The organism is Paucibacter sp. DJ2R-2 (assembly GCF_025717675.1).
Lineage (GTDB): Bacteria > Pseudomonadota > Gammaproteobacteria > Burkholderiales > Burkholderiaceae_C > Paucibacter_A.
Map to the genome: position 1 here is coordinate 201,934 of NZ_JAJIRT010000004.1, position 25,127 is coordinate 227,060.

The 25,127-nt window shown below is 66.1% G+C and carries 22 protein-coding genes and 1 riboswitch; of the genes, 11 read left to right on the forward strand and 11 right to left on the reverse strand.

Features of this window, described 5'->3' with window-relative positions:
* Positions 1–51 precede the first annotated feature (51 nt).
* Positions 52–2,793: a methionine synthase gene (metH, locus tag LNV28_RS12290; RefSeq protein ID WP_263517832.1), complete on the reverse strand. Its 2,742-nt coding sequence runs from the start codon at positions 2,791–2,793 to the stop codon at positions 52–54.
* 75 nt (positions 2,794–2,868) lie between these two features.
* Positions 2,869–2,984, reverse strand: a riboswitch (S-adenosyl-L-homocysteine riboswitch).
* Between the two features lie 85 nt (positions 2,985–3,069).
* On the opposite strand from metH, the gene LNV28_RS12295 reads away from it, so the two are divergent.
* Complete coding sequence (locus LNV28_RS12295; RefSeq protein WP_263517833.1) at positions 3,070–4,272, forward strand: HD-GYP domain-containing protein; 1,203 nt, start codon at positions 3,070–3,072, stop codon at positions 4,270–4,272.
* Between the two features lie 37 nt (positions 4,273–4,309).
* On the opposite strand, the gene LNV28_RS12300 is transcribed toward LNV28_RS12295, so the two are convergent.
* The 5 genes from LNV28_RS12300 to LNV28_RS12320 form a co-directional block, all read right to left on the reverse strand.
* On the reverse strand, positions 4,310–5,428 hold the full coding sequence (locus LNV28_RS12300; protein WP_411969968.1) for a homocysteine S-methyltransferase family protein: 1,119 nt from the start codon (positions 5,426–5,428) through the stop codon (positions 4,310–4,312).
* Between the two features lie 65 nt (positions 5,429–5,493).
* A complete protein-coding gene (locus tag LNV28_RS12305) occupies positions 5,494–6,210 on the reverse strand; it encodes a PEP-CTERM sorting domain-containing protein (protein WP_263517835.1) in 717 nt (238 codons plus the stop codon).
* A 232-nt stretch (positions 6,211–6,442) separates the two neighbouring features.
* Positions 6,443–7,306, reverse strand: coding sequence for a ProQ/FINO family protein (locus LNV28_RS12310; protein WP_263517836.1), 864 nt, complete (start codon positions 7,304–7,306; stop codon positions 6,443–6,445).
* Positions 7,307–7,429: 123 nt separating this feature from the next.
* Positions 7,430–8,104, reverse strand: a complete 675-nt coding sequence (locus LNV28_RS12315) for a DUF4197 domain-containing protein (protein ID WP_263518143.1) — start codon at positions 8,102–8,104, stop codon at positions 7,430–7,432.
* 43 nt (positions 8,105–8,147) lie between these two features.
* Entirely contained in the window at positions 8,148–9,143 is a 996-nt protein-coding gene (locus LNV28_RS12320; RefSeq protein ID WP_263517837.1) for a fumarylacetoacetate hydrolase family protein, read from the reverse strand.
* A gap of 389 nt (positions 9,144–9,532) precedes the next feature.
* Between LNV28_RS12320 and LNV28_RS12325 the strand changes: the two genes are divergently transcribed.
* The 9 genes from LNV28_RS12325 to LNV28_RS12365 all read left to right on the forward strand — a co-directional run bounded on the left by LNV28_RS12325 (position 9,533) and on the right by LNV28_RS12365 (position 20,266).
* Positions 9,533–10,195 carry a DUF3108 domain-containing protein gene (locus tag LNV28_RS12325; protein WP_263517838.1) on the forward strand — a complete coding sequence of 221 codons (663 nt, stop codon included), beginning with the start codon at positions 9,533–9,535 and terminating at the stop codon, positions 10,193–10,195.
* A 171-nt stretch (positions 10,196–10,366) separates the two neighbouring features.
* Positions 10,367–10,660 (forward strand): BTH_I0359 family protein, encoded by a 294-nt coding sequence (locus tag LNV28_RS12330; protein ID WP_263517839.1) that lies wholly within the window; start codon positions 10,367–10,369, stop codon positions 10,658–10,660.
* A 109-nt stretch (positions 10,661–10,769) separates the two neighbouring features.
* Positions 10,770–13,166 (forward strand): ATP-binding protein, encoded by a 2,397-nt coding sequence (locus LNV28_RS12335; protein WP_263517840.1) that lies wholly within the window; start codon positions 10,770–10,772, stop codon positions 13,164–13,166.
* Positions 13,167–13,207: 41 nt separating this feature from the next.
* Positions 13,208–14,176: a TraB/GumN family protein gene (locus tag LNV28_RS12340; protein ID WP_263517841.1), complete on the forward strand. Its 969-nt coding sequence runs from the start codon at positions 13,208–13,210 to the stop codon at positions 14,174–14,176.
* A 211-nt stretch (positions 14,177–14,387) separates the two neighbouring features.
* Entirely contained in the window at positions 14,388–15,107 is a 720-nt protein-coding gene (locus LNV28_RS12345; protein WP_263517842.1) for a PhaM family polyhydroxyalkanoate granule multifunctional regulatory protein, read from the forward strand.
* A gap of 8 nt (positions 15,108–15,115) precedes the next feature.
* The gene (locus tag LNV28_RS12350) at positions 15,116–16,603 is read left to right on the forward strand and encodes an FAD-linked oxidase C-terminal domain-containing protein (protein WP_263517843.1); all 1,488 of its coding nucleotides are present in this window, start codon (positions 15,116–15,118) and stop codon (positions 16,601–16,603) included.
* 3 nt (positions 16,604–16,606) lie between these two features.
* Positions 16,607–17,686 (forward strand): glycolate oxidase subunit GlcE, encoded by a 1,080-nt coding sequence (glcE, locus tag LNV28_RS12355; protein ID WP_263517844.1) that lies wholly within the window; start codon positions 16,607–16,609, stop codon positions 17,684–17,686.
* 15 nt (positions 17,687–17,701) lie between these two features.
* Entirely contained in the window at positions 17,702–18,967 is a 1,266-nt protein-coding gene (gene glcF, locus LNV28_RS12360; protein ID WP_263517845.1) for a glycolate oxidase subunit GlcF, read from the forward strand.
* Positions 18,968–19,294: 327 nt separating this feature from the next.
* Positions 19,295–20,266, forward strand: coding sequence for a DMT family transporter (locus tag LNV28_RS12365; RefSeq protein ID WP_263517846.1), 972 nt, complete (start codon positions 19,295–19,297; stop codon positions 20,264–20,266).
* Between the two features lie 15 nt (positions 20,267–20,281).
* On the opposite strand, the gene pssA is transcribed toward LNV28_RS12365, so the two are convergent.
* The 5 genes from pssA to LNV28_RS12390 form a co-directional block, all read right to left on the reverse strand.
* Positions 20,282–20,899, reverse strand: coding sequence for a CDP-diacylglycerol--serine O-phosphatidyltransferase (pssA, locus tag LNV28_RS12370; RefSeq protein WP_263517847.1), 618 nt, complete (start codon positions 20,897–20,899; stop codon positions 20,282–20,284).
* Between the two features lie 52 nt (positions 20,900–20,951).
* Entirely contained in the window at positions 20,952–22,049 is a 1,098-nt protein-coding gene (locus LNV28_RS12375) for a nucleotidyltransferase domain-containing protein (RefSeq protein WP_263517848.1), read from the reverse strand.
* 7 nt (positions 22,050–22,056) lie between these two features.
* The gene (locus LNV28_RS12380; protein WP_263517849.1) at positions 22,057–22,986 is read right to left on the reverse strand and encodes an HprK-related kinase A; all 930 of its coding nucleotides are present in this window, start codon (positions 22,984–22,986) and stop codon (positions 22,057–22,059) included.
* A complete protein-coding gene (locus LNV28_RS12385; RefSeq protein WP_263517850.1) occupies positions 22,976–23,296 on the reverse strand; it encodes a hypothetical protein in 321 nt (106 codons plus the stop codon). Before LNV28_RS12385 ends, LNV28_RS12380 begins: the two co-directional genes overlap by 11 nt.
* A gap of 112 nt (positions 23,297–23,408) precedes the next feature.
* On the reverse strand, positions 23,409–23,990 hold the full coding sequence (locus LNV28_RS12390) for a hypothetical protein (protein WP_263517851.1): 582 nt from the start codon (positions 23,988–23,990) through the stop codon (positions 23,409–23,411).
* 344 nt (positions 23,991–24,334) lie between these two features.
* Between LNV28_RS12390 and LNV28_RS12395 the strand changes: the two genes are divergently transcribed.
* The gene (locus tag LNV28_RS12395; protein WP_263517852.1) at positions 24,335–25,123 is read left to right on the forward strand and encodes a substrate-binding periplasmic protein; all 789 of its coding nucleotides are present in this window, start codon (positions 24,335–24,337) and stop codon (positions 25,121–25,123) included.
* Positions 25,124–25,127: the final 4 nt, after the last annotated feature.

A 25,127-nucleotide genomic window follows, 5' to 3' on the forward strand; every position in this document is an offset into this window, starting at 1 on the left:
TCTGCACGAATCAGTTGTAAGCGGGCGTAGGCCCGCCATGGCCGGTGCCGCTCAGAGCAGCGGTGCCAGCGCCCGCTCGGCCGCTTCCTTGCTCAGCGCCATGCGCTGCGCCCAGTCGGACACCTGGTCTTCACCGATGCGGCCGACATTGAAGTAGGCCGCGTCCGGGTGTGCAAAGTAGAAGCCCGAGACGCTGGCCGCCGGCGTCATGGCCATGCTGTCGGTCAGGCCCATGCCGATCTCTTCCGGCGTCAGGGTCTGGAACAGCGCGCGCTTGACCAGATGGTCGGGGCAGGCCGGATAGCCCGGTGCCGGGCGGATGCCGCGGTATTGCTCCTGGATCAGCGCCTCGTTGCTCAGCGCCTCGTCGGCAGCATAGCCCCAGAACTCGGTACGCACACGCTGGTGCAGACGCTCGGCAAAGGCCTCGGCCAGGCGGTCGGCCAGGGCCTTGAACATGATGGCGGAGTAGTCGTCGTGGTCGGCCAGGAACTGGGCTTCCTTCTTCTCCACGCCCAAGCCCGCCGTGACAGCAAACAAGCCGATGTAATCCGGCACGACGCCTTTCGGAGCGATGAAGTCGGACAAGCAACGGTTCGGGCGCTTGACGCCGTCCACCACCGGCCGCTCGCTCTGCATGCGCAGGCCATGCCAAGTCATCAGCACCTCGCTGCGGCTCTCATCGCTGTAGATCTCGATGTCGTCGTCGTTGACCTGGGCGGCCGGGTAGAGGCCGAACACGCCATTGGCCTGCAGCCAGCGGCCCTTGATCAGGCGCTCCAGCATGCGCTTGCCATCGCTGAAGACGCGCTGCGCCTCGCTGCCGACGATCTCGTCCTTGAGGATGGCCGGGAAGGGGCCGGCCAGATCCCAGGTCTGGAAGAACGGGCCCCAGTCGATGGCTTCGGCCAGATCGGCCAGGTCGTAGTTGCGGATCACGCGGCGGCCGATGAACTGGGGCACCGGCGGCTGATAACTCGCCCAGTCCACGGCATGCTTGTTGGCGCGCGCCTCGGCCAGGCTGACCATGGGCGTCTGCTTTTTATTGGCATGCAGATGGCGGACCTGCTCGTAATCGCTGCGCAGGTCGGCGATGAATTTGGCGGCGCGCTCGTCCGAGAGCAGATCGCTGCAAACGCCGACGCTGCGCGAGGCATCGGGCACATAGACCACCGGGCCTTCGTAATGCGGCGAGATCTTGACGGCGGTGTGAACCCGGCTGCAGGTGGCGCCGCCGATCAAGAGCGGCGTGCCGCGCGAGCGGAAATGCTCGTCGCGCTGCATCTCGGCGGCCACATGCTGCATCTCCTCCAGGCTGGGCGTGATCAGGCCGCTGAGGCCGATGATGTCCGCGCCTTCGGCCTTGGCGCGCGCCAGGATGTCCTGGCAGGGCACCATCACGCCCATGTTCACGACCTCGAAGTTGTTGCACTGCAGGACCACGGTGACGATGTTCTTGCCGATGTCATGCACATCGCCCTTAACCGTGGCGATGACGATCTTGCCCTTGGGCTTGGCCTCGCCGCCGGCGTCGATCAAGGCCTTCTTTTCGGCCTCGATATAGGGCAGCAAATGCGCCACGGCCTGCTTCATCACGCGGGCCGACTTGACCACCTGGGGCAGGAACATCTTGCCGGCGCCGAACAAATCGCCGACCACATTCATGCCGGCCATCAGCGGGCCTTCGATCACGTGCAGGGGCCGGCCGCCGCTGGCCTGGATGGCCACCCAGGCCTCCTCGGTGTCGGCGTCGATGAAGTCGGTGATGCCGTGAACCAGGGCGTGGCTGAGGCGCTGGTTCACATCACCGGCGCGCCAGGCCAGGCGGGCCGTGTCGTCGATGGCCATGCCCTTGGCGCGCTCGGCCACCTCGATCAGGCGCTCTCCGGAATCAGCGCGGCGGTTCAGCACCACGTCCTCGACACGTTCGCGCAGTTCGGCATCAAGATCGTCGTAGACGCCCACCATGCCGGCGTTGACAATGCCCATGTCCATGCCCGCCTGGATGGCGTGGTACAGGAAGACCGTGTGGATGGCCTCGCGCACCGGGTCATTGCCGCGGAAGCTGAAGGACACATTGGAGACCCCGCCCGAGACCTTGGCGCCGGGCAGGTTCTGCTTGATCCAGCGCGTGGCTTCGATGAAGTCGACCGCGTAGTTGTTGTGCTCTTCGATGCCGGTGGCGATGGCGAAGATATTGGGGTCGAAGATGATGTCCTCGGCCGGGAATCCCACCTCGTTCACCAGAATCTTGTAGGCGCGCTCGCAGATTTCGATCTTGCGGGCGAAGGTGTCGGCCTGGCCCTGCTCGTCAAAAGCCATCACCACGGCCGCGGCGCCGTAGCGGCGCACCAGCTTGGCCTGGCGGCGGAACTCCGCCTCGCCTTCCTTCATCGAGATGGAGTTGACGATGCCCTTGCCCTGGATGCACTTGAGGCCGGCCTCGATCACGCTCCACTTGGAGCTGTCGATCATGATGGGCACGCGGGCGATCTCGGGTTCGCCGGCGATTAGGTTCAGGAAGCGCACCATGGCCGCCTGGCTGTCCAGCATGGCCTCGTCCATGTTCACATCGATGACCTGAGCGCCGTTCTCGACCTGCTGTCGCGCCACGGCCAGGGCCTGCTCGAACTGGCCGTTCAGAATCATGCGGGCGAAGGCCTTGGAGCCGGTCACATTGGTGCGCTCGCCGACGTTGACGAACAGCGTGCCGGCACCAATCTGCACGGGCTCCAGGCCCGAGAGCTTCATGGCGGGCGGAATCGATGCGGCGGGGGATGTGGTGTGGGTCATGGCGGCCTTCGACGCAAAGGCGGAGCCGCGTACTCACCGCAGCCCCGCACGTGCTCAATCAAGAAAACACAGAGGAATCGGTGAGCGTCGTTGCCGGGCGCCGGCCCTGCGGTTTCCCCGGGCTGCACCTGTCCGAGCCTGGCGGCACACTCGGCTGAATGTGTAAACCCGTCGCAACGCTCCTCGGACCGCTGCATTTTACGCACCCCTCCGCGCCCGAACTCAAGCAAAGCCGGGCAAATGCCGACAATCTCTTGTGAACCCTGAACGGCCATCTTGGACCTGATCCAACTCCCCCCCAACAGCCTGCGCGTCGGTCAGGTGCTCAGCTTCGCCCTGCGCGACGCCGAGGGCAATCTGCTCTTCGCCGCCGGCCAGCCCCTGCCCAACACCCCCCAGGTGCAGGCCCTGATCGCCCGCGGTGCCTGGGTCCAGGCCCATGAAACCAAGGAGTACCAACGCGCCCTGGCGCACAAGATGGACACCTTGATGCACCAAGGTGCGGTGCTCGCGGACATCGTCAAAGTGCAGGCCGACTTCCGCCAGGAGAAGGCGCAGAAGGTCGAGCTCGGCGAGCAGGCCGCCTGGGCCGATCTGCAGATGCATGCCCACAGCCTGCTGCGCGAGCCCAAAGCCGAGGACTTCAAGCCGCGCTTCCAGCAGCTTCATAACGACGCACTGGCGCGCCTGAACGCCAAGCCCGATGCCGTCCTGTTGCTGCTGATCTTCGAGTCCAGCATGAATTTCCAGAGCTACAGCGACCGCCACGCCCTGCTCAGCCTGGTGCTGGCCGAGCTCTGCGCGCGCCAGCTGGGCTGGCCGGAAGACTGGCGCCTGGCGCTCACGCAGGCGGCACTCAGCATGAATCTGAGCATCACCGTCCAACAGGACCGCATGGCTTCGCAGGAAGACGGCCCCAGCCATGCCCAGCAGCAAGCCCTGGTTTCGCATGGCGACCGCAGCGCCGAGCTGCTCGGCAGCCTGGGGGTCAAGTCTGAACTCTGGCTGAAGACGGTCTGCCTGCACCACGACGCCGGGCCCGGCCCGCTGGCCGGCCGCGCCCCGGCCGAACAGCTGGCGCGCGTGCTGCGCCGTATCGACATCTTTGGTGCCCGGCTGAGCCCGCGGCGCTCGCGCCAGGCCATGGCCGGCGCCTCGGCCGCGCGTGCCGTCTTCCTGGATGAGATGAAGCAGCCCGACGAAGCCGGTGCGGCCTTGATCAAGACCACCGGCCTTTACCCGCCCGGAAGCCTGGTGCGCCTGGCCAATGGCGAGGTTGGCATGGTCATCAAGCGCGGCCACAGTGCCACCGAGCCCCTGGTGGCCTCCCTGCTCGGCAAAAGCGGCAACCCCTTGAGTGAACCGGTGCCGCGCGACACCCGCCTGGCCAGCCAGGCCATCGCCGCCAGCCTGGCGCCGCATGAGCTGAAGCTGCGTGTCAACGTCGACAAGCTGCTCAAGCTGGCCGGGGCCGGCTGAAGCTAGGCTCAGCCTTCAGTCAGCCTTCAATCAGCGTTCAGGCGGCCTGCTCGGTCAGCTGGCTCAGGAACTTGGAGCCTGAGGGCCGTGGCTGGTAGGCCGACACACCCTTGGCGATCGCCGCGATGTGGTCGGGCGTGGTGCCGCAGCAGCCGCCGGCGATATTGAGAAAGCCGCTGCGCGCGAACTCGCTCATCAGCCGGCCGGTGACATCGGGCGTCTCGTCGAAGCCGGTGTCGCTCATGGGGTTGGGCAGTCCGGCATTGGGGTAGCAGCTGACCGCCACCGGACCGGCCGCCTTGGCCAGCTCTTCGATGTAAGGGCGCATCAGCGTGGCGCCCAGCGCGCAGTTCAGGCCAATGGCCAGGGGCTTGGCATGGCGCACCGAATGCCAGAAGGCGGTCACGGTCTGGCCCGAGAGGATGCGACCTGAGGCATCGGTCACCGTGCCCGAGATGATGATGGGCAGGCGCTCACCGGTGTCCTCCATCAGCTCATCCAAGGCAAAGATGGCCGCCTTGGCATTGAGCGTGTCGAAGATGGTCTCCACCAAGAACAGATCAACCCCGCCCTCCAGCAAACCCTTGGCCTGCTCGTAGTAGGCGGCGCGCAAGGTGTCGAAATCGACATTGCGGGCACCCGGGTCGTTGACATCGGGGCTGATGCTGGCGGTGCGCGGCGTCGGGCCGAGGGCGCCGGCGGCGAAGCGCGGTTTGTCTGGCGTGCTGTATTTGTCGCAGGCGGCGCGAGCCAGGCGGGCCGCAGCCACATTCATTTCATAGGCATGCGCCTGCAGGCCGTAGTCTTCCTGCGCCACGGTGGTGGTGCCGAAGGTGTTGGTCTCGATGATGTCCGAGCCGGCGGCCAGGTATTGCTCGTGGATCTGGCTGATGACATCGGGCCGGGTCAGCACCAGCAGGTCGTTGTTGCCCTTGAGATCGGTCGCGTGCTCGGCAAAGCGGGCGCCACGGAAATCGGCCTCGCTCAGCTTGTAGCGCTGGATCATGGTGCCCATGGCGCCATCGAGGATGGCAATGCGCGTTTGCATGATCTCGGCTAGGCGGCCGCCGCGGGTGTAGGTGCTGGCTGAGGTGTTCATGCTGGCATTGTAGGAACGCCCGACTGTGCCAGGCTGAAGCACGGTTGGCTCCAACACCCTCCGGACGAAAAAAAGGCCTGCAGAGCAGGCCTTTTGGCGATCTGCGCAGCGCGCAGCTCAGATCACTTGGCTTGGCGGCGGCGACGTGCCACACCGGCCACGGCCAGACCACCGGCCAGCATCAGCAGATAGCTGGAAGGCTCGGGCACGGCGGCAGCAATCGTGCCATTGACGGCGAAGGGCAGTTCCACGGTCAAGCCAGAGCCGGTCTCGGTGATGGTGCCAAAAGCAGCGCCAGCCAAAGCTTGAGCCGCATTGCCTTCACGTGCGTCCGATGTCGGCGGCTGCCACGGGCCAGATGCCAGAGAACCGGTCAGGCTCCAGCGCAGCCAGTAGGTGCCGGCGTCCAGCGAGAAGTCGGCCACATCGGCTTGTGCCTTGTAGATGCCGCGCTGGGTGTTGGTCAGCGTGGTTTCGGTGACGCGATAGCCTTGCAGGCCACCGTTGGTCACAGCGGTGGTGCCCGAGGCCACCACGGTGCCGGTGTTCACGTCGCCGGAGATGATGCTCCAGGTCGCGTTGCTGAAAGTGAAACCTGTGGAACCGGTTTGGTAGCCGAAGAAGTCCAGGCTCTGGACATTCCAGACGCTACCGGCAGCAACCGTGAAGTCATCAGCCACGGAAATGCCTGCGGCGGCATTCATGCCGAAACCGAAGGTCGAGGCCGGCGAGGTCAGCACCGACAGACCGTTACCGCCAACGACCGGGCCGTTGTTGTAAATCACATCAGCGTGTGCGCCAGCGGCAGCCAGCAAGCTCAAGAGAATCAGCTTTTTCATTTCCACTCCGTCATTGAATTGCGTTACCCGCAGCCCAGGACGTCCAAGCCCCGGGTCTGCATCCCTCGTTTGGCGCACAGCTCCCGTTCGCCATCGAGCACACAAGTTAACAGCGAGAGGAATACTTCACATCCACGGAACTACGCTCAGGTAATCCACAGCTTGACAAGCAAAACGGCCTGCTTCATGCAGGCCGTTGGCGAGTGGATGTCGGCTCTTGGATTCAGCCGCTTCAGCGGCTGCCGGCAGGCCTGCCCTTGCCAGGGCCGCCGGGTCCGCGCGCACCGCGGGGGCCCGCGCCGTCGCGACGGCCGGCGGGGCGGCCATCGCCACGCCCCTCACCACCGGCATGGCCACGCGGGCCGCGCGGCGCCGGGCGCGGATCCCGCATTTCACGGGTTTCACGGGTTTCCCGGGTTTCGCGCGGCGGCTCTTCGGCCCGTTCGGCCCGTGCGATCTCCAGCAGCCCCGGCAACTCCTCGGCCGACACGCCCTTGAGCACGCAGAAATTCGGCAGTGTCAGCGTGGTGCGCTCGAAGTCATAGAGCAGGCCGGCACGGTTGCGGCGCTGGGTCTGAGCCAGATCACGCTCGGCCTGCTCGCTGGCGACCCGCTCCTGTTGGAGGTTGCGCCGGCGGGTCAGCTCTTCGCGAGCCGCAGCACGGTGTTCGTCGCTGAGTTCGCCGGCCGGCTGGCCGTCCAGGTCGAAGCGCTGCGTGGCCTTGCTCAAGGCGATCAGGTAGCCGGTGTTGCCGGTGAAGCGGCGCAGAAAGGCTGAAAGCTGGGCCTTGCTGAACTGGCCCGGAGCCCGCTCCTGGATATCGGCCTGCACCCGCAGCTTCAAGGGCTTGAAGGCACCGCCGCCGAACAGGGCCGGAAACAAGGCCTTGAGCTGGGCCGCACAGGCTGCCGGGCTCATCTCCTTTGCCGCGGCAGCAGCAGGCACGGCAGCCTCAGCAGGCGCAACCGTCTCCGGCGCCTGAGGCGGCGTGAGCTCGGCGTCAGCGGCCACGGTGGCGGCCACAACAGCGGCTTCGGCCTGGGCTTCCACCGGCGCGATGGGAGTGGGCTGCGTCGAATCTGGAATGTCGTTCATGAGGGCAAGTGCGGCAAGACTGCAAAAGGAATCGAGCGCGTATTGTCCACCCAGCGGCCCAGGCGCCCGTAACCACGCTGTTCGGCCACTTGCGCAGCGCGCACCGAAGCTCGTTCCATATCCTCAGTTCAGGCCACCAAACACCTTCTTGAGCAGGGCGCTGCCCGTGCCCAAGGGATCCTGGCGGATCTTGCGCTCTTCCTCGCCAATGATCTGGAACAGGCCTTCGATGGCCCGGCCGGTCACGTACTGCTGGATATTGGCATCCTCGGCGCGCAGCAGGCCGAGCCCGGCCGCCTTGCCGGCCACAGCGTTGTACTTGTCGGCCAGGGCCAGCCTCTGGGTGGCCTGGCTGACGATGGGCAGGAACTTTTCACTCAGGGGCACGCGCGTCTTGCCGGCAAAGAACTGGGTCACCGCGTCGTCGCCGCCCTTGAGCAGCTTCAGGCCATCTTCCACGCTCATGCCTTTGACGGCGGCCAGCAGCAAGGGCCGGGCCGCAGGCACTGCCGCTTCGGCGGCGCGGTTCATGGTCGTGAGCAGCTCATCGACCTTGCGGCCCTGCCCCAGGTTCTTGAGCAGCTTCGCGGCATCCTTGAGATGACCGGGCAGCTCGATGCGCACGGCCGGGTTGGCCAGAAAACCATCGGCGCGGCCGAGCTGGGCCACTGCCGTGGTACAGCCACGCTCCAGCGCCGCGCGAATGCCCGCGGCGGCGTCGCCCTCGCTCAGGCCCGCACGGGCCCAGGGGCTGCACAAACTCAGCAGCGGCAACAAGATCAAGGGGCGGCGTTCCATCATGGCGTCTCCTGCGTCGGCTTGCGGAAAGGGGCTGGGAAGATCACTCGGCGGCTTCGTCCAGGGACAGCAGGTCCTGGTCGATGGCGCCGAACAGGCTCAGGCCGTCACGGCCCTTCATCTCGATGCGGATGCTGTCACCGAACTTCATGTACTCGGTCTTGGCGGCGCCGCTGTCCAGCGTTTCGATGGCGCGCTTCTCGGCAATGCTGCTGTAACCGTGGCTGCCATCCTGCTTGCTGACCGCACCAGAGCCGACGATGCTGCCGGCGCGCAAGCGTCGGGTCTTGGCCGCCTGGGCGATCAGCTGGCCGAAGTGAAAACTCATCTCGGCTCCGGCCTCGCAGTGGCCGACCTTGCGGCCATTCCACATGGTCTGCAGGCTCAGGTCGACCCGTCCCTCGCGCCAGGAAGCCCCCAGCTCATCGGGCGTCACCGCCACCGGGCTGAAGGAGGCAGACGGCTTGCTGTGCAAGCTGCCACCACCCCGGGCCTGCTCGGCCGGAGCCAGCTGGCGCAAGCACCAGCCATTGGCCAACATCAAGAGCCGCACGCCCTCGAGCGCCTCGCCGGCACTCACGCCGCGCTCGACATCGCCGGTCACCACGGCAAGCTCGGCCACGAAATCGATGCCCATGGCTTCGGAGGCAAAACGCGCCGGCTCGCAAGCCCCGAGGAAGTCGTCACTGCCGCCTTGCGACAGGCAGGGCTCGCTGAGGAAACCGTCGGGCAGCTCGGCCCCGCGGGCCCGACGCAGCAGGGCCTCATGGCTCAGATAGGCCGAGGCTTCGAGCCACTGGTAGGCGCGCGGCAGCGGCGCCAGGCAGCGCTTGGGCTCGAAATTGAAGGCATGGCGCAAGCGGCCATGGTTGAGGTCGGTGTAGAGCGTTTCCAGCTGCGGCGACAGAAAACCCCAATCGTCCAGCACTTGCTGCAGCCGAGTGGCGATGCCGCTGGCGTAATGGGCCTGGCTCAAGTCGCGCGAGACCAGCACGAGCTGGCCGTCGCGGGAACCATCCTGGTAGGTGGCAAGTTTCATCGATGGTGACAATACAGCGCTGCGATGACGGCATTGTCCAATGCGAAACGATGCACCTCGAACTCTTCACCACTCAGCGCTGGCTTCTGGCCCGCCCCTGGCTGCTCGCCCTGGCCGCGAGCCTGGCCGCGCACGCCTGGCTGATGCAGGCCGGCAGCAGCCAGCCGACAACCAGCGCGGAGCGTGCGACGCCCGGCCTCACCACCGTGCGGGTGCTGAATCAAAAAATCTCTGCGCCAGTCGCATCCGGGATGACAGCCGAGCCGGCCGCGACGCGCAGGCCAGACCGCCCGCGCCGACCAGGGCCCGCCGTTCCTGCCGAAACGCCGGCTGCCCAAGCTGAATCCAGGCCAGATAGCGCACCCGATTCCGCAAACGGGCCGGCGCCCGTGCAAGCCCCACCGGCCAGCGTCCGCCTGGCAGCGCCCGGCGAATGGCATTACATCCTGCTGCAGAACGGCCAGTACGGCCGCGCCCGCCTCAACTGGCAACCGGGCGAGCGCGACTACAGCTTGCTGCTGGAACGCGAGCTGGATGGGCGGCCGCTGCCGGCCTGGAAAAGCCAGGGGCAGCTCGACGCTCAAGGCTTGAGCCCGGACCGCTATGTCCAGCAGCGCCGCGGCCGAGACATGGTCGCCACCAACTTTCGCCGCGAGGAAGGCTTGATCAGCTTTTCCGCCAGCAGCGAGGAAGTGCCCTTGCCGGCCGGTGTGCAGGATCGGCTCAGCTGGTGGATACAGCTCGCGGCCATGATCGAAGCCGCACCCGAGCGCTACCCGCCGGGCAGCGAGTTGCGCCTGCCCGTGGTCGCGCTGCGTGGCGAGGCGCGCGAATGGCGCTTCGAGGTGCTGGACCAGCAAACCCTTGAGTTGCCCGGCGCCAGCATTGCCCGCGCCCTGCATCTGCGCCGGGCCGCGCTCGGGCCCTACAGCGGCGACATCGAGGTCTGGCTGGACCCGGCGCGCGGCCATATCCCGGTTCAGTTGATCATGGACCTGCCCGATGATCGTGGTTGGCAGATGCAGTTGAGTGCGCCAGCAGAGAAACCCTGAGGACCCCGCATCCACGTGTGTTTTTTGACGCTTCCAACATGAAATTTCTGCCGCGAAGCGCCGAACAGGCCTGCAATCTGACACTATTTACTCACGGTCAGGTGCAAGGGGCTGCCGATAAGCCTTGAAAGACGGCACGCTGGCCGCAGTTGACGCTGAAAGGAGCCGACCATGCACATGCTTTACAACTCCCCCAGTTTCAGTGTCGTCAAGTTCGACGTGCAAGTCACCGAACCGGTCCCCGGGGAATTCCTGCAAGCCAACCCCGAGCTGCAGCTGCACCGCGGCGGCTATGAGATCGTCGACAAATTCTCGCGCCGCGAGATCTTCATCGAGGGCGCCCTGGCCCAGCAGTTCCAGGACGGCGTCGAGGCCTTGATTGAACAAGACCCGAGCGAGGAAGACCTCGATGACTTCATCGAAGGCTATGCCAGCATGGGCCATCAACCGGTGGTGATGCACTGAACTGCCGCTAAAAAACACCGCGCCAGGCCCTTGTCCTCGGCGCGCGGCTGCGCCAAGATGGGGCAGCGTCGGCTCTGAGCCGGCGCGCTTTCAGCAAGGGATGCAGCCCATGGTCAAGCGAACAGCGAGCCCCCGGCCCGCCAAAGCCAAGGCCCCCGCCAGCGGGGGCCCTGTTGTTCTTGGCAAGCCCGCCAGCGCCGCAACGCAGGCCGAGGTGCGCAGCGCTGTGCGCCTGCTGCCCTCGCCCGGCCTCAAGGACGCACCGGTGCTGGACCGCATGTGTTCGCAGTTCGTGCTGACCTTGACGGTCAAGCATGCCGGCCGCTTCAACCTGCGCCGTGATTTCAACGGCCTGCTGTCCTTCACCGGCCGCCATCTGGTCTGGCCGCTTCGCGTGCTGGGCCGCCTGCGGGACTATCTGGCCCTGCGCTGCCAGGGCAATGAACTTTGGCGCGGCCATGAGCAGCTCAGCGACGAGGCGTTTCTGCTGCGCCACGGAGTCTGGAACGGCCCGTTCTCGGAATCCACCCTGTTCTTTTATCTCGACGAATACGTCAAGGACGCACCCAAAGACATGCTGGCCTTGCTGGCCACCACCAGCGAATGGCTGGACCGCCAGCTCAAGCGCGAATCCACCCTGGTCGAGAAGAACATCGACGCACTCGGCACACTGCTGCAACTGAACCCGGCCGAACGTGCCCTGTTGCTCTACGGCACGCTGGCGCGCTACCAGCGCGAGCTGCGCGGCGCCCTGGTTGAGTTCAAGGTCAACACCGCCCAAGAGGCCTTCGCTGCGATTGCGGCGGTGGCCGGCGTCAACGAACAGGAAGTCGCCGAAGCGCTGCGAGCCGGCTCGCGCCTGGAGCGCATCGGCATGGTGGAAAACCTGATCTCCGAGCACAACATCACCGACCTGGCCGACCTGATGAAGGTCAGCGACCAGCTGCCACCGGTGCTGATGCGCGAATACCCCGGGCCACACGACCTGATGGCCGTATTCACCCGGCCGGCCACGCGCAGCCAGCTCGGCGCCGACGATTTCGAATTCGTGGCCGAAGACCTGGCCCTGCTCAACACCTTGCTGCGCCAGGCCGTGGCGCGGCGCGAGCCCGGCGTCAATGTGCTGCTCTACGGCCCACCCGGCACCGGCAAGACCGAGCTGGCCAAAGTGGCGGCGCAGGCCGCGGGCCTGGATCTGTACGAAGTGGAATATGCCGACCGGGACGGCAACAGCCTCTCGGGCCGTGACCGCTACCGCTCGCTGCAGATCAGCCAGGTCTTCCTCAAGGCCAGCGCCCATGTCGCCCTGCTGTTCGACGAGGTCGAGGATGTCTTCCCGCCCCTGTCCACCGACACCGCCCAGCTGATTGCACGCCTCGATTCGGCCGCCGAGGCGCCGACCTCGGGTTCGGTGTCCGGCAAGGCCTGGGTCAACCAGATTCTGGAGACCAACCCGGTGCCGGTGATCTGGATCACCAACCGCATCGAGCAGATCGACCCGGCCTTCCGGCGCCGTTTCCAGTACCACCTGGAGCTCAAGTCGCCGCCGCCCGGCGCGCGCCTGGGCCTGGTCAACAAGGCCCTGGCCGATGTCCAGGTCAGCGCCGAATTCGCGGGCCGCCTGGCCGAGCGACGCGGCCTGACGCCGGCGCAGATCCGCACCGCGGTGCGCTTTGCCCAGCTGGCCGGCGACCGCGAAAACTGTGAGCAGATGATCGAGCGCCAGCTCGCCAATGCCGACAAGGCCTTGGGCCAGCGCGCCCAGGGCCGAGCCATCCGGCCCACGGTGACGCAATACGCGCTCGAGCTCTTGAACTGCGAGTCGCGCTTCGAGCTGCCACGCATCGTCGCCGCCCTGCAGCGGCGCGGTGTCGGCAACCTCTGCTTCTACGGCCCGCCGGGCAGCGGCAAGACCGCCCTGGCCGAACACATCGCGCAGACCCTGCAGCGGCCGCTGATGGTGCGCCAGGCCAGCGACCTGGCCAGCAAGTTCGTGGGCGAGACCGAGCAGAACATGGCCCGCATGTTCGAAGCCGCCGAGTCGGAAGGCGCCGTGCTGCTGCTGGACGAGGCCGACAGCTTTCTGCGCAGCCGCCGCATGGCGGAGCGCAATTACGAGGTCTCCGAGGTCAACGAAATGCTGGCCGGCATGGAACGCTTTGCCGGCATCTTCATCTGCACCACCAACCTCTTTGAAGAGCTGGACGAAGCCGCGCTGCGCCGCTTCGCCTTCAAGATCGGCTTCAAGCCCTTGCGTGTCGAGCAGCGCCAGCGCATGTTTGCCCGCGAGGCCTGCGGCGACGAGGCGGCCACGCTGGACACCGATCAGATCAGCCGTTTGGCCGCCCTGGATCAGCTGACCCCCGGCGACTTCGCGGCAGTGCGCCAGCAGGTGGAAACCTTGGGCGAGGCCTTGAGCCCCGATGAGTTCCTCTCGCAGCTGGAGGCCGAGCACCGCGTCAAGCCCGGCGTGCGGGCGCGCCGCAGCATCGGCTTCAAGCACTGAAGTTCCAGCGCAGCGCCGCCAAGCTGTGGCATCGTCACGGCATGAACCACCCGCTTCTTGCCCGCCTGCTGATCCTGCTCACCCTGCTGCTCGGCGCCGCGCCAGCGCTGGCCAAGCCGCCTGCCTGTCCACCCAGCGCCACCGCACCGAGCGCGGAACAAGCCCAAACCTTGGCCGCCCAGGCACCCGACCGCGGCCTGCTCTACCGCCTGCGTCGCGACGGCATCAACTCCTACCTCTACGGCACCCTGCACATCGGCCGCATGGAGTGGCTGTTTCCCGGGCCGCAGCTGCGCATGGCCATGGCCCAGACGCAGCTGCTCGCCCTGGAGCTGGACCTGCAGGACTCGGCCACGCTGAAGGTGCTCAGCCAGCCACCACGTCAACGCGAACCCCTGCGCCTGAGCGAGGCCGAGCGCCAGCGCCTGGCTGCTCAGGCGCGCGCCGCCTGCCTGCCGGAAGGCGCACTGGCGGGCCTGCATCCGGTGCTGCAACTGAGCAGCTACACGGTGCTGCAGGCCCGCTGGGACGGCCTCGACCCCGGCTTCGGCCAGGAGCAGATGCTCGGCAGCTGGGCGCGCCAGCAAGGCCGCAGCGTCCATGCCCTGGAATCGGCCGAGCTGCAGCTGCTGGCTTTGATCCCCCAGCAGACCCAACAGGCGCGCCAGCTGCTGCTCAAAGGCCTGAACCAGCTCGAACGCGGCCAGGTGAGGCCGGCGCTGCGGCGCCTGGCGGAGGCCTGGGCCGCGGGCGACCTGGCGACCTTGCAGGACTACGAGCGCTGGTGCGATTGCATCCACGACGCTCAGGACCGGGCCGAGCTGCAGCGGCTCAACGATGGGCGCAATCCCGCGCTGGCGCGTGGCATCGCCGCCCTGCATGCGCAAGGCCGGCCGGTGCTGGCCGCCGTGGGTGCCCTGCATCTGAGTGGTGAGCAATCCCTGCCCCTGCTGCTGGCCCAGCTGGGCTTCGAAGTCGAACGCCTGGTGCCGGCGTCAGACGTACGCTAGGGAATCTCTGCATAAATCCGGGCGAGACCATGCAGTGCGGATCGGGATGGGCTGCAAGGCGCACTTCTCGCCAATAGCTGTAGCTATTGGCGAGAAGTGCAACGCCGCAGACCGCCCGAGGCCGCGCTAGCAGGGGCCGGGTTGATTCATGCAGAGCTTCCCTAGTTTGACGTCGTACCATGCAGGCCAGCCACCCAACCTAGGAGCACTCATGGCCGACACCAACAGCTTCAGCAAATTTGTCCCGGGTTTCGACTTCCTGCAAGGCCTGGTCAAGAACGCCGGCGCGGCCCTGCCCGGCATTGGCCAGTGGGTGGCGCCGACCCTGAACCCCGAGGAACTGGGCAAGCGCATCGAGGAATTGCGCACCGTGCAGTTCTGGCTGGAACAAAACGCGCGCATGCTGGGCGCCACCATCCAGGCCCTGGAGGTGCAGCGCATGACCTTGTCGACCCTCAAGTCCATGAATGTGCCCCTGGCCCAGCTCAGCGAGGCGCTCAAGGTGCCGACGGCAGAGCCCACGGGCCTGGGCAGCTGGCCGGGCGTGCCACCGGAAATTCTCGCAGCGGCCAGTCAAGCGACCGCTGCGCCAGCGGCCAAGCCGAAAAAGGCGGCCGAAGCGCCGGCGCCCAGCATGCCCGTGGTCGACCCCATGCAGTGGTGGGGCGCCCTGAGCCAGCAGTTCACCCAGCTGGCGGCCACGGCCATGAAGGACAGCGCCACCGATGCGGCCAAGAACCTGGCCGGCAGCATCGTCAAGCAGTCCTTCGACGCCGCCGGTGAAACCCTGCGCAAGGCGGCCACCGTGCCCGGCGCCATGGCCGGCAGTGCGGTCGGCCTGGTGGCCAAGAGCCTGACACCCAAAGCACCCGCTGCGGCCGCCCGCAAGACCGCAGCCAAGGCGGCGCCGGCCCGCAAGCGCAAGCTCTGAGCGGGCCGATGCAGCCGAGCGTCGACCCGTCGCAACGCAGCCACGTCCAGGCTCGCCTGGTCGCGGCCCTGTCGGCCGAGCTGCCGGCGCACGCCCTGCTCTGGCATGGCGAAGACACGGCGCCCTATGAGTGCGATGGTCTGACGGCCTACCGGCAACGCCCGCTCGCCGTGGCCTTGCCGGAGACCGAGGCCCAAGTCGGCGCGGTGCTGCGCATCTGCCAGCGCCTGCTGGTTCCGGTGGTGGCGCGGGGCGCCGGCACCGGTTTGTCCGGCGGGGCCATGCCGCATGCCCAAGGCCTGACCCTGGGTCTGGCCAAGTTCAAGCAAATTCTCGAGGTGAACCCGGTGGCGCGCACCGCCCGTGTGCAATGCGGCGTGCGCAATCTCGCCATCTCGGAAGCGGCGGCCGTGCACGGCCTTTATTACGCACCCGACCCGAGCAGCCAGATTGCCTGCACCATAGGTGGCAATGTGGCGGAAAACTCGGGCGGCGTGCATTGCCTGAAATACGGCCTGACCTTGCATAACGTGCTTCGTGTGCGGGGCTTCACCATGGCCGGCGACGCCGTGGAGTTCGGCTCGGAAGCGCTCGATGCGCCAGGCCTGGACTTGCTCAGCCTGGTGCTGGGCAGCGAGGGCATGCTGGCCGTCATCACCGAGGTCACTGTCAAGCTGACGCCCAAGCCCCAGCTGGCGCGCTGCATCATGGCGAGCTTCGCCGATGTGCGTCAGGCGGGCGCGGCCGTGGCGGCCATCATCGCGGCCGGCATCATCCCGGCCGGACTGGAGATGATGGACAAACCGATGACGGCGGCGGTGGAGGATTTCGTCCATGCCGGCTACGACCTGGAGGCCGCGGCCATCTTGCTCTGCGAGAGCGACGGCACACCCGAAGAGGTGGCCGAGGAAATCGAGCGCATGCAGGCCGTGCTGCTGGCTCACGGTGCAACGCAGTGCCAGGTCAGTGCCGATGAGGCGCAGCGTTTGAAGTTCTGGAGCGGGCGCAAGAACGCCTTTCCCGCCTCGGGCCGCATCAGCCCTGATTACATGTGCATGGACTCCACCATCCCGCGCAAGCGCCTGGCCGACATCCTGCTGGCCATCCAGCAGATGGAGCAGAAGTACCAGCTGCGCTGCGCCAATGTCTTCCATGCTGGCGACGGCAATCTGCACCCGCTGATCCTGTTCGACGCGCGCGACCCCGACCAGCTGCGTCGCTGCGAAGCTTTTGGCGCCGAGATCCTGGAAACCAGCGTCGCCCTGGGCGGCACGGTGACCGGCGAGCATGGAGTCGGCGTGGAGAAGCTCAACTCCATGTGCGTGCAGTTCTCGCCGGCCGAGCGCGAGCAGATGTTCGCGGTCAAGCGCGCCTTCGACCCGGCCGAGCTGCTCAACCCGGGCAAGGTCATTCCCACCTTGCATCGCTGTGCCGAGTACGGCCGCATGCATGTGCAACGCGGGCTGCTGGCCCACCCCGAACTGGAGAGGTTCTGAGTCATGCTGGGCGAGTTCCAGGAACGCATACGCAGGGCCGCCGCACAAGGCGGGGCGCTGCAGATCCAAGGCCAGGGCAGCAAGGCCTTTTATGGTGAGCTGCCAAAGGGCGAGCTGCTGGACGTCTCGGGCTTTGCCGGCATCAGCAGCTATGAGCCCAGCGAGCTGGTGATCACGGCCAAGGCGGGCACGCCGATATGCGAGCTCGAAGCCTTGTTGGCCGAGCAAGGCCAGCATCTGGCCTTTGAGCCACCCCGCTTCGGTGGCCGGGGCACGGTGGGCGGCATGGTGGCCAGCGGCCTCAGCGGCCCGACGCGCGCCAGCCAGGGCGCGCTTCGCGAACATGTGCTGGGCCTGAGCCTGCTGAACGGCCGCGCCGAGCTGCTGAACTTCGGCGGCACGGTGATGAAGAACGTGGCCGGCTACGACGTCTCGCGCCTGATGGCCGGCTCGCTCGGCGTGCTGGGCCTGATCCTCGAGGTTTCGCTCAAGGTCATGCCTCAGCCGCTGGCGCGCGCCACCGTGCGCTTCGAGCTGGGCCAGAGTCAGGCGCTCAACCAGCTCAACCGCTGGGGCGGCAAGCCCTTGCCCATACAGGCCAGCGCCTGGTGGGACGGCGCCCTGCTGCTGCGCCTGGCCGGCGCCGGCGCTGCCGTGCGTGCGGCCCAGCAGGAGCTGGGCGGCGAGCCCATCCCCGAAGCCTTGGCGCAACCGTTCTGGGACGGCCTGCGCGACCACAGCGACGAGTTCTTCGCCGGCGCCGCGCGTGCGGTGGCCGGCGGCGCCACGCTCTGGCGGCTGAGCCTGCCGCAGACCGCGCCGGCCCTTCAGCTGCCCGGCGAACAATTGATTGAGTGGGGCGGCGGGCAGCGCTGGGTCACCACGCCCTTGCCGGCTGCGCAAATGCGCGAGGCGGCGCTGGCAGTGGGCGGCCATGCCAGCATCTTCCTGTGCCGCGACGCACACAGGCACGGCGTTTTTGCCCCACCCAGCGAAGCGCTGCTGCGCATCCAGCGCGGGCTCAAGCAATCCTTCGACCCCGACCGGGTGTTCAATCCCGGTCGGCTCTACCCCGAGCTCTGAGCCGGCGCCCACCGCATGCAGACCACGCTTTCCGCCGAATTTGAGGGCACGCCCGAGGGCCGGGCTGCGGTCGACATCCTCAGCCACTGCGTGCATTGCGGCTTTTGCACCGCCACCTGCCCGACCTACCAATTGCTCGGCGATGAACTCGATGGCCCTCGTGGCCGCATCTATCTGATCAAGCAGGTGTTGGAAGGCGCGCCCCCCACGGCCGCCACCCAGCTGCATCTGGACCGCTGCCTCAGCTGCCGCAGCTGCGAGAGCACCTGCCCCTCAGGGGTGCAGTACGCACAGCTGCTGGAAATCGGGCGCGACATCGTCGAAGCCAAGGTGGACCGGCCGCGTGCCCAGCAAGCGGTGCGCTGGCTGCTCAAGGAAGGACTGACTTCGCCCGCCTTCGGCCCAGCCCTGAAGCTGGGGCAGGCGCTGCGGCCGCTGCTGCCGGCGGCGCTGAAGGACAAGGTGCCGGGCCCCGCACCGGCTGCGGCCCATGACTGGCCGACCCGGACCCATGCACGCAAGATGGCCCTGCTGCTGGGCTGCGTGCAGCCGGCCATGGCGCCCAATATCAACAGCGCCACCGCCCGGGTGCTGGACGCAGCCGGCATCCAGACCCTGGTGGCCGACAGCGCCGGCTGCTGCGGTGCGATACGCAGCCATCTCGGTGATCATGCCGGCGGCCTGGACGATATGCGCCGCAATATCGACGCCTGGTGGCCGCTGGTGCAAGGCCTGACCGAAGCCGGCCCGATCGAGGCCCTGGTGATGAATGCCTCGGGCTGCGGTGTCACGGTCAAGGACTATGGCCGCGCCCTGGCGCACGACCCGGCCTACGCCGACAAGGCGGCCCGCGTGAGCGCCGTGACCAAGGACCTGAGCGAACTGCTGCCCGGGCTGCTGCCCTTGCTCAGACCACGCCTCAAACCTCGGCCTCGAACGGACGGCGGCGCCGCGCGTGCCAAATTGGCCTTCCACCCGCCCTGCACGCTTCAGCATGGTCAGCAGCTGCGCGGGGAGGTCGAGGCTGGCCTGCGCGAGCTGGGCTTTGATGTCCAACTGCCCAGTTGCGACGCCCACCTCTGCTGCGGCTCGGCCGGCACCTACTCTGTCTTGCAGCCGGCTTTATCGAAACAGCTGCGCGATCAGAAGTTGCAGACCCTGGCGCCACTGCATGCCGACACCATCGTCTCGGCCAATATCGGCTGCATCCAACATCTGCAGAGCGGTACGCGCACACCGGTGCAGCATTGGATCGAAGTGCTGGATCAAGCGCTGGCATGACAGCCGACCGGCGGGCTCTCGCTGCGCGCGAGTTGTGCGCAGAACGCGCAAACTCGGGCAAATACCGAGACCACTGCCGAACCAGTTTTTTCACAATCAGCTCCTCAATGCAGGAGGGTGGAGCCTTTGTACGAACCGAGCTCCCAGCCAGCCAGCCCGGCCACAAGCGAGTGCAGCCAAGCACTTTGACACAGCGCTCCAAATATTTCTGCCGAGCCAGCCAGCCACAAGCGAACAGACCGGGTATCCCAGGGGGATCCCGGTCTTTTCTTTTTGATCGGCCCCCTACCGAAGGCCCGCCGCAGGGCCACTGAAAGCCGAGTCATCATGTGGACTGGATTGCTGTTTGCCCTCGGCGCCGGACTGATGTGGGGCCTGGTCTTTGTGGCGCCGCTGCTGATGGCGGACTACCCGCCGGCCCTGTTGGTGGCCGGTCGCTACCTGGCCTTTGGCGTGATCGCCCTGCCCCTGGCCCTGATCGACCGGCGCAGCCTGCAGGGGCTGGCGCGCGCCGACTGGCTGGAGGCCTGCAAGCTCAGCGCCATCGGCAATTTTCTCTACTACCTGTGCCTGGCGGCTGCCATCCAGCGCGCCGGTGCGGCGCTGCCGACCGTCATCATCGGCACACTGCCAGTGGTGATTGCCATCAGCTCCAATCTGCGCGACCACCGACGCGACGGCCGCCTGCCCTGGCTGCAGCTGAGCCCGGCCCTGGCCCTGATCGCCGGAGGCATTGCCTGCGTCAACCATGCCGAACTGCAGCGGCTGGCCGTCGGCCTTGAAGCCGGTCCCGAAGCCCTGCAGCGCTACGCCCAAGGTGCGGCGCTGGCGGTGGTGGCCGTGGCTTGCTGGACCTGGTATCCCATCCGCAATGCCGACTGGTTGCGCGCCCACCAGGAGCGCAGCCCGCGTGTTTGGGCCACGGCTCAGGGCCTGGTCACCCTGCCCATGGCCTTGCTGTGCTTTGCGCTGCTGGGGCTGTTGCCGCGCGATCTAGGCCTGCTGCCCGCTGGCTTCGAGCTGCCGCTGGGGCCGCGCCCCTTGGCCTATCTGGGGCTGATGGCAGCCATCGGCCTGTTTTCATCGTGGATCGGCACCCTGTGCTGGAACGAGGCCAGCCAACGCCTGCCGACCAGCCTGGTCGGGCAGCTGATCGTCTTCGAAACCCTGGCGGCCCTGGCCTATGCCTTTGTGCTGGCCGGGCGCTGGCCCTCGGCGTGGACCTTGAGCGGCATCGCCTTGCTGATCGCCGGCGTGATCCTGGCGCTGCGCATCAAGCCGCAGCCCAGTGCGGCCTGATACTTGGCCTCGACCTCAGAGCTTGGGAATACGGATGCGGCTCACCATCAGCGAGCCCGACACGGCATAGAGCAGCACCAGAGGGTGCAGGTAGAAGCCACCCAACTCCAGGCGGCCCAGCCACAGCTGATCACCGATCGCGCCCTGCGCTGCGGCGGCAGCCAGCACCATGACCAGGACCAGGGAGGTAGGGATGGGCGTGCCTTCGAAATACTTGACCTTGTCGCCACCTTCGCTGAGCGCCTCGGCCGTGATGTTGAAACGCGCCAGGCGCGACACGCCGCAGGCCACGAAGAACACCAGCACGATGCGGTCATAGAGACCCTGCATGCCGCAGCCGTAGGCAATGGCTGCGGGCGCCACGCCGAAGGAGATGATGTCCGCCAGGGAGTCCAGCTCGCGGCCCATGGCCGAGGTCTGCTGGCGCCAACGCGCAACGCGGCCATCCAGCACGTCAAAGACCAGGGCCACCGGGATCAGGGCGCAGGCATAAAAGATGTGCACGACCGAGCCGGTCTGCAAATAGCTCATCACCGCGAACAAGGCACCCATGCCGGCAAAGGCATTGGCCAGGGTGAACCAGTCGGCGAGATGGAACTCGCGGATCATGGCGAAAGGTTTGGGTCGATTCATGGGCTAAAGCATAAGGGAAGGCGCAGGGCCTTGAACTCAGCCGCTACGCCGCTCAGCGTGGATCGTTCTGCAAGGCGGCGGCCGAGATGGTGGTCGGCCCCACCCAGGCTTTGCGAGCCAGGTGAACGAACAAAAGATGAGGCGGCATGCGCAGCCAGTGACCACGAATGTAGAGCAGCTTGCGGCACAGCGGTGTGGCCCAGTCACGGGTGCTGCTGTGTTGGGGCCGCAGGGTGCGGCTGTAGATCCAGTCCAAGGTGTGCTCGGCGACGCCCTGGCTTCGCTCGGCCTTCAGAGCTTGCAAAGCCGAATCAGGCACGGGGCAGGCCAGCACCTGGACCAGATAGCGCAGGGCCAGGCGCAGAGGCATTTGCAAATCCATGGCAGCCGCACGCGCGACCAACTGAGGCCAGAAATTCGGCTCCCTAGAGAAATGGCGCAAGAGCAGATCGAGGTCGCTGAGGTCACGCAGCAAGTTCTCCGACTCGCCGTCGTGGAACAGATGGCAGGCGCTGTGCAAGACCATGTCGGTGGGCTGGAGCGTACGCATACCGGGCGAGCCGGGGATCTCCACGCTGTCGCGGATCAAGGCTTGCGCATCCGGCTTGAGCCGAGCCGTCGGCGGCAGGATGGTGTGGTGCACATCGAGCGCAGTACCTCGGTGCATCTGCCGCATGGCAGGGAGCTCGTGCATCCACTGCCGGTAGTAGCGCTGGTCGTAGGCATCGAGGGGCTCGCCGATCCAGCCGGTCATGATCAAGGCAGACTCGGCCTCGGGCAGCCGTTCGCGCGGCAGAAGGATGTCGATGTCGGCAAACACACGACCGCTGGCCGCCGGCAGATCGCCGACCACATAGGCAGCGCCCTTGAGGAGAATCAAGGGCAAGCCCAAGCCAGCCAGGGTGTCTCGCAGGAAGCGGCTCTCATAGCGAACCAGCATGTGCTGGCGGTCCGCCATGACGGCCGCGGATTCCATGTGATGGAGCGGCCGCTCCGGGACCTGCGCCAGAAGATCGGCCGCTTGCAAGCGGCGGTAGAGGCGGCCGAGCAGATTGGCATGACGGGCCTGGCGCACGAGCAAATCCCACTCGACGGCGCTCAGGGCGGCGATGCGGTGACTGTCCAGCAGGACCTGCCGCAGCAAACTCATGGCGGGTTCAAACGATGTTTGCATCGGCAGTCGACAAAGCCAGTTGGTCAAACACCTGCATGGCTTCGTCCAGATCGCTGTACTCGAAGCTGAAGTGTTGGCAGCGGTCCACCAAATCACCGACGGCGCGGAAACCTTCGGCCGCCAAGATGTGGTAATTCATGGCGTTGTCGGCAATCTTCATGAACGCTTCGCCGCGCGGCATAGGCGTCAGCTTGGTGCTCGCACCGGCCCGGTAGCGGGGCAGCACCATCCAAGCCGGCCAGGCGGGCTCATCGACGGCTTCGACACTGGCCTGCGGTGCTGCCATCATGGCCACGGTGCCCTTGGTGGTGTCATGAACCGGGCGGCTGAACAAGGCTTGCGGCGCAAAGCGCTGAATGACGTCGATCGACACATTCTTCAGGTTCACCGGCCTGGCCAAACCCAGCATGGCGCCGGTGTCCAGTCGAATGATGCTGAGTTCGTCCGACAACAAGCGCCAGCCGCGATTCACCAGGGCCGCACACAGAGTGCTTTTCCCGGAGCCGGGCGGCGCCGGAAGGATCAAGGTACGGCCATTCCGCGCCACGGCTGCGGCATGAAGAATCAGCGCATGGTTGCTGTAAGCCGTGATGCACCAGTTCAAGCCCCACTCGATCATGGGTAGAGCTTGGTCGCGCGGCAGCGGCGTGAAAGGCTCGACGCCGTCGACCGAGAACAGGGCTTGCGGACGGATCCAGCGGCGCAAGCCGCGGCTGGTATTCACCGCGACATGAAAGTCGATGAACTCCTCGGGGCCTAGCAGTCGGTGATGCGCATAGTTCTGCGCCACCTCAGAGGCGATCGCAGCGATGTCCGACTGCAAGCGGCAGTTGAACGGGCCAGTCGCAATTCGCAGGCCGTCCCCGAGCAAGGCCGCACGAAGCTCATGCTCAGACAGGTGTTCAAGCAGCACGGCTTGCCTTCACCAGCAAACCAGCCGCCAGCAAGGCATCCACTGCCTCACTCACCTCAACAAAGACCTGATCTGCAGCCGCCTCAGGCTCTTCCGCCTGGACACAACGCAACAACTCATTGACCGTGCAGGCTGACCCTGTGGAAACCTGCTGCCAGATAAAAAAAGCCAACCAACTCATCAACTGAGTTTCGCCGCTGGCTTGGTCAAAGAACACTTGCCCGTCTTCAAACTTGCGCCACAACAAGCGTCGAGCGGCGCCTGCGAGCACAAGCTCGGGCGCCACCGCGACGGACGTGGAAACGATCAAGTGACTTTCAAGCAACTAACGGGCCGACTACGAGTTTGCTGACTCTCACTCCAAGAGCTAGCGCTGACGCGAGGCAGCCTGGCTTGTGGCGCACTGACAGCCAAGGCTAGCCTCAAGCCTGACCGGTCAAGTACCTCAAGTACTGCACCACTTCGGCTCGATTCCAGGTCACCACCGGAGCGGTCAGCACGGTATATCGATTCGTGCCAACGGTCGAGTTCCACATGCTTTTCACCACGCTTGCGGCCGGGAAATTCAGACCGCCGTTAACGATGGCCTGCAGATACACGGCCACGATCAAGGCCTTCTCGTTGCCGTTGCCCAGATTCAAAGCGTCCATGAAGGTCGAAGAATCCGCGGCCGCGCCGATGGTCGGGCTGAAGGCGCAGCCCGTGGAGACACCGGTGCCCGTGAATTGCCCCGAGACTACGCTGGTCTTCCATTGGTCAGGGCGCTTGCCCGGAGCCGCGCAGCTGCTCGAACCCGTGCGGCTCAGATTGCCAGACGCTGAAAAACCGGAGGGCAGCTTGCAATTGCAAGCCAGCACCGGTGTCGAAGTCAGCGCCAAAAGGGCTGGCGCCGCGAGGCTACCGCGCAACAAGCGACGACGGCTGCCTGAGGGCACGGGACCCGCAATGGGGCTGACCTCGGGGGAGGCTTGGCTCACTGGCTGGTTGTCATTGAAGTTGTTCACGTTCTTGCCTCTGTTTCAGTGCGGTGCTCGCGGAATACTCGCCAGCCAGCAGTCAAGCCTGCCGACCCATCCGTCGCGCGAGACCTGGAGTGTCGCAGACGGCTTGCCCGATCGACTTGCAGCCAAGTCCATCCAAGCAAGCGTATGGTAGAGGACTCTGCGTTTGCGCCAAATGACAACCGAGCCCTCAATCCGGGGGGTCACAGCCACTTTTGGACACAAAATCGCGAGATCGTGAAAAGTTCCTTTCGGTGAAACTCTGCAAATCATGCCCAATAGACGTTTGGGGCACCTAGATGACATGTCACGTCACTTCGCGGCAAGAACCTGAGAGGCAGAACTTAATGGGTGGCACTCGGACGTTCTTCCAGTTTTTGATCTGTTTCGCGCTGATCTCGTCCACCACCGGGTGGGCGCAGTCGGCGTCATCGGTGGGGTCAGCCGAACCCTTGACCGTTCTGCTCGAGCCCGTCCCGCCCTTTTCCTACGAAGACCCTTCAGGACAGCCAGCAGGCTACGCCGTGGAATTGATGCAGGAGTTGCTCAAGCGCTCGGGCCATGGCTACAAAGCAGAGTTCAATTCTTGGGCGCGGATCTACCAGCGCGCCCAATCCACGCCGCGGGTTCTGGTGGTCAGCATGGCACGCCTGGCCGAGCGCGAGTCGGCGTTTTTCTGGATTGGACCGACCGCCGCGCGTCGGGTGTTTCTGTACCGACTCAAGTCACGACCCGAGATCAACCCGCCCACGCTGGAGGCCGCCAAGGCCTACAAGATCGCCGTGGTCCGGGAAGATGCCGCGGAGCGCGACTTGGTCGCCCAGGGCTTTGAGCTGGGCAAGCAACTGGACCGCAGCCCCGACCACGCGGCCATGCTGCGCAAGCTTTTTATTCAGCGCGACGACCTGGTCGCATTGAATAGCACGGTGGCAGCGGCGGTGACCGGCCAGTTCGGCTACGACTTCAAGCAGATCGAACCGGTGCTCAAGCTGTCCGAAACCTCGCTGTTCATGGCCTTGAGTCGCAGCAGCGGCGAAGGCTTGCACCAGCAACTGCTGCGCGCCTGGGACAGCATGAAGCGCGACGGCACAGTGGCGGCCATCGCAGCCGGCCACCCTTTCGTGGTGCTGGACTGAGCGC

What these genes read in the sequence shown, in the direction of transcription:
- metH (WP_263517832.1), bottom strand. Translation starts at nt 2,793, where the DNA reads ATGACCCACACCACATCCCCCGCCGCATCGATTCCGCCCGCCATGAAG.
- LNV28_RS12305 (WP_263517835.1), bottom strand. Translation starts at nt 6,210, where the DNA reads ATGAAAAAGCTGATTCTCTTGAGCTTGCTGGCTGCCGCTGGCGCACAC.
- LNV28_RS12310 (WP_263517836.1), bottom strand. Translation starts at nt 7,306, where the DNA reads ATGAACGACATTCCAGATTCGACGCAGCCCACTCCCATCGCGCCGGTG.
- LNV28_RS12315 (WP_263518143.1), bottom strand. Translation starts at nt 8,104, where the DNA reads ATGGAACGCCGCCCCTTGATCTTGTTGCCGCTGCTGAGTTTGTGCAGC.
- LNV28_RS12320 (WP_263517837.1), bottom strand. Translation starts at nt 9,143, where the DNA reads ATGAAACTTGCCACCTACCAGGATGGTTCCCGCGACGGCCAGCTCGTG.
- LNV28_RS12330 (WP_263517839.1), top strand. Translation starts at nt 10,367, where the DNA reads ATGCACATGCTTTACAACTCCCCCAGTTTCAGTGTCGTCAAGTTCGAC.
- LNV28_RS12335 (WP_263517840.1), top strand. Translation starts at nt 10,770, where the DNA reads ATGGTCAAGCGAACAGCGAGCCCCCGGCCCGCCAAAGCCAAGGCCCCC.
- LNV28_RS12340 (WP_263517841.1), top strand. Translation starts at nt 13,208, where the DNA reads ATGAACCACCCGCTTCTTGCCCGCCTGCTGATCCTGCTCACCCTGCTG.
- LNV28_RS12345 (WP_263517842.1), top strand. Translation starts at nt 14,388, where the DNA reads ATGGCCGACACCAACAGCTTCAGCAAATTTGTCCCGGGTTTCGACTTC.
- LNV28_RS12350 (WP_263517843.1), top strand. Translation starts at nt 15,116, where the DNA reads ATGCAGCCGAGCGTCGACCCGTCGCAACGCAGCCACGTCCAGGCTCGC.
- glcE (WP_263517844.1), top strand. Translation starts at nt 16,607, where the DNA reads ATGCTGGGCGAGTTCCAGGAACGCATACGCAGGGCCGCCGCACAAGGC.
- glcF (WP_263517845.1), top strand. Translation starts at nt 17,702, where the DNA reads ATGCAGACCACGCTTTCCGCCGAATTTGAGGGCACGCCCGAGGGCCGG.
- LNV28_RS12365 (WP_263517846.1), top strand. Translation starts at nt 19,295, where the DNA reads ATGTGGACTGGATTGCTGTTTGCCCTCGGCGCCGGACTGATGTGGGGC.
- pssA (WP_263517847.1), bottom strand. Translation starts at nt 20,899, where the DNA reads ATGAATCGACCCAAACCTTTCGCCATGATCCGCGAGTTCCATCTCGCC.
- LNV28_RS12375 (WP_263517848.1), bottom strand. Translation starts at nt 22,049, where the DNA reads ATGAGTTTGCTGCGGCAGGTCCTGCTGGACAGTCACCGCATCGCCGCC.
- LNV28_RS12395 (WP_263517852.1), top strand. Translation starts at nt 24,335, where the DNA reads ATGGGTGGCACTCGGACGTTCTTCCAGTTTTTGATCTGTTTCGCGCTG.